Source organism: Spirillospora sp. NPDC049652 (assembly GCF_040675125.1).
In the GTDB taxonomy this organism is placed as follows: domain Bacteria; phylum Actinomycetota; class Actinomycetes; order Streptosporangiales; family Streptosporangiaceae; genus Spirillospora.
The window spans coordinates 1-1,679 of sequence record NZ_JBFAOF010001270.1 but is presented as its reverse complement, the minus strand read 5'-3'; the positions used below and the strand labels follow the sequence as shown (position 1 = coordinate 1,679).

The window sequence follows — 1,679 nt, the reverse complement described above, 5'->3', positions numbered from 1 at the left end:
CGCGCGACGGTCGGGTTCCACAGCCGCCCGTAGACGGCTCCGCCGTCCGCGTACGGCGCTCCCCCGCCGGCCATGGCCTCGTACGACAGGCCGCCCGTCTCGATGTCCGGCAGCGGGTTGGTCGAGGACAGGTCGATGGGGAGCGCGTGCACACCGAGGCCCGCGAGGTCCTCGCGGCCGGCGTGGACGGCGAGGGAGTCGGGCTGCAGCCGAGGCAAGATCATTGCGCCAGGATGAGCGGATCCCCAGGGAAACTCAATGGTCGTTGCGGAAGTCGTCGCTCTTCGCCAGGATCGACGCAGATTCTGCGAGGAGAGCCCTGATGCCCGACCTGTCGTCGAAGAAACCGCAATCCGCTCCGGCCGCTCTCGACGGCACCGACCTGGCCATCCTCGCCGCGCTCGCGGAGGACGGCCGGATGACCAACGCCGCGCTCGCCGCCCGCGTCGGGGTCGCCGAGTCCACCTGCGCCTACCGGGTGCGCGCGCTGCGGCGCTCGGGCGTCATCGCGAGCGTCAACGCCCGGCTCGACCTCGGCGCGCTGGGCCACCCGATCCAGGCGATCGTGAAGGTCCGGCTGGGCAGCCACAACAGGGAGCACGTCCGCAGCCTCTACGACAAGCTGGTGGCGGTACCCGGAGCGCTGACCGTCCTGCACGTGGGCGGTGACGACGACTTCCTCCTGCACGTCGCCGTGGAGAGCCCGCAGAAGCTCCGCGACCTGATCCTGGAGCACATCACCATCTACCCGGTGGTGCAGCGGACGGAGACCCAGCTGGTCTTCGAGGTCCGCGAAGGCCGGGGCGTCCTGAAGCCCTGAGGCGGCCGGCACGCGAACCGGCCGGCCCCTCCTGATCGGTCGTCTTCCCATGACCTGTGATCAGGAGGGGCCGGGCGGCTCAGGGCGCGGTCGAGCGCTCAGGTGCGCGCTCTCAGGTCGCGGTGGGGAAGGCCATCGCGGCGAGGGGCTCCGCGACGGACGGCTCCGGCCAGCGGCTCGTCACCGCCTTCGCCCGGGTGTAGAACCGGATCCCCTCCGCGCCGTGGACGTGGGTGTCGCCGAACAGCGAGTCCTTCCATCCGCCGAAGGAGTAGAAGGCCATGGGCACCGGGATCGGCACGTTCACGCCGACCATCCCGACCCGCACCTCGCGCTGGTACCGGCGGGCCGCCGCCCCGGACGAGGTGAAGACCGCCGTACCGTTGCCGTAGGGGACGGAGTTGACCAGGGCGATCGCCTCGTCCAGGGAGTCGGCCCGCAGCACGACCAGGACCGGGCCGAAGATCTCCTCCTGGTGCGCGGCCATCGCCGGCGTCACCCGGTCGAGCAGGCACGGGCCGAGGAAGTGGCCGGGGCCGGGCAGCCCGCGCCCGTCCACCACCACGGCCGCGCCGTCGCGCTCGGCCCGCTCGACATGGCCGGTCACCCGCTCCAGGGCGTCCCGGCCGATCAGCGGCCCCATCTCGCTGCCGGCCTCGGCCCCGGGGCCGACCTTCACCGCGCGCGCCCGCTCCGCCAGGCGCTCCACCAGCGGGTCGGCGGCCGCGCCGACCGCGACCACGGCCGAGATCGCCATGCAGCGCTGCCCGGCCGAGCCGTAGGCGGCGGCGGTGATCTGGTCGGCGGCGTGGTCGAGGTCGGCGTCCGGGAGCACGACGGCGTGGTTCTTGGCGCCGCC

3 protein-coding genes are annotated in these 1,679 nt (G+C 73.3%); 1 reads left to right on the top strand and 2 read right to left on the bottom strand.

Features of this window, described 5'->3' with window-relative positions:
* On the bottom strand, positions 1-224 hold a 224-nt coding region (locus tag AB0J52_RS39330), incomplete at its 3' end, for a hypothetical protein (RefSeq protein WP_500188189.1).
* Positions 225-322: 98 nt separating this feature from the next.
* Here AB0J52_RS39330 and AB0J52_RS39325 point away from each other — a divergent pair.
* Positions 323-820 (top strand): Lrp/AsnC family transcriptional regulator, encoded by a 498-nt coding sequence (locus AB0J52_RS39325; protein ID WP_500188188.1) that lies wholly within the window; start codon positions 323-325, stop codon positions 818-820.
* A 112-nt stretch (positions 821-932) separates the two neighbouring features.
* Here AB0J52_RS39325 and AB0J52_RS39320 read toward each other — a convergent pair.
* Positions 933-1,679: aldehyde dehydrogenase family protein (locus AB0J52_RS39320; protein WP_500188186.1), on the bottom strand; the 747-nt coding region annotated here is incomplete at its 5' end.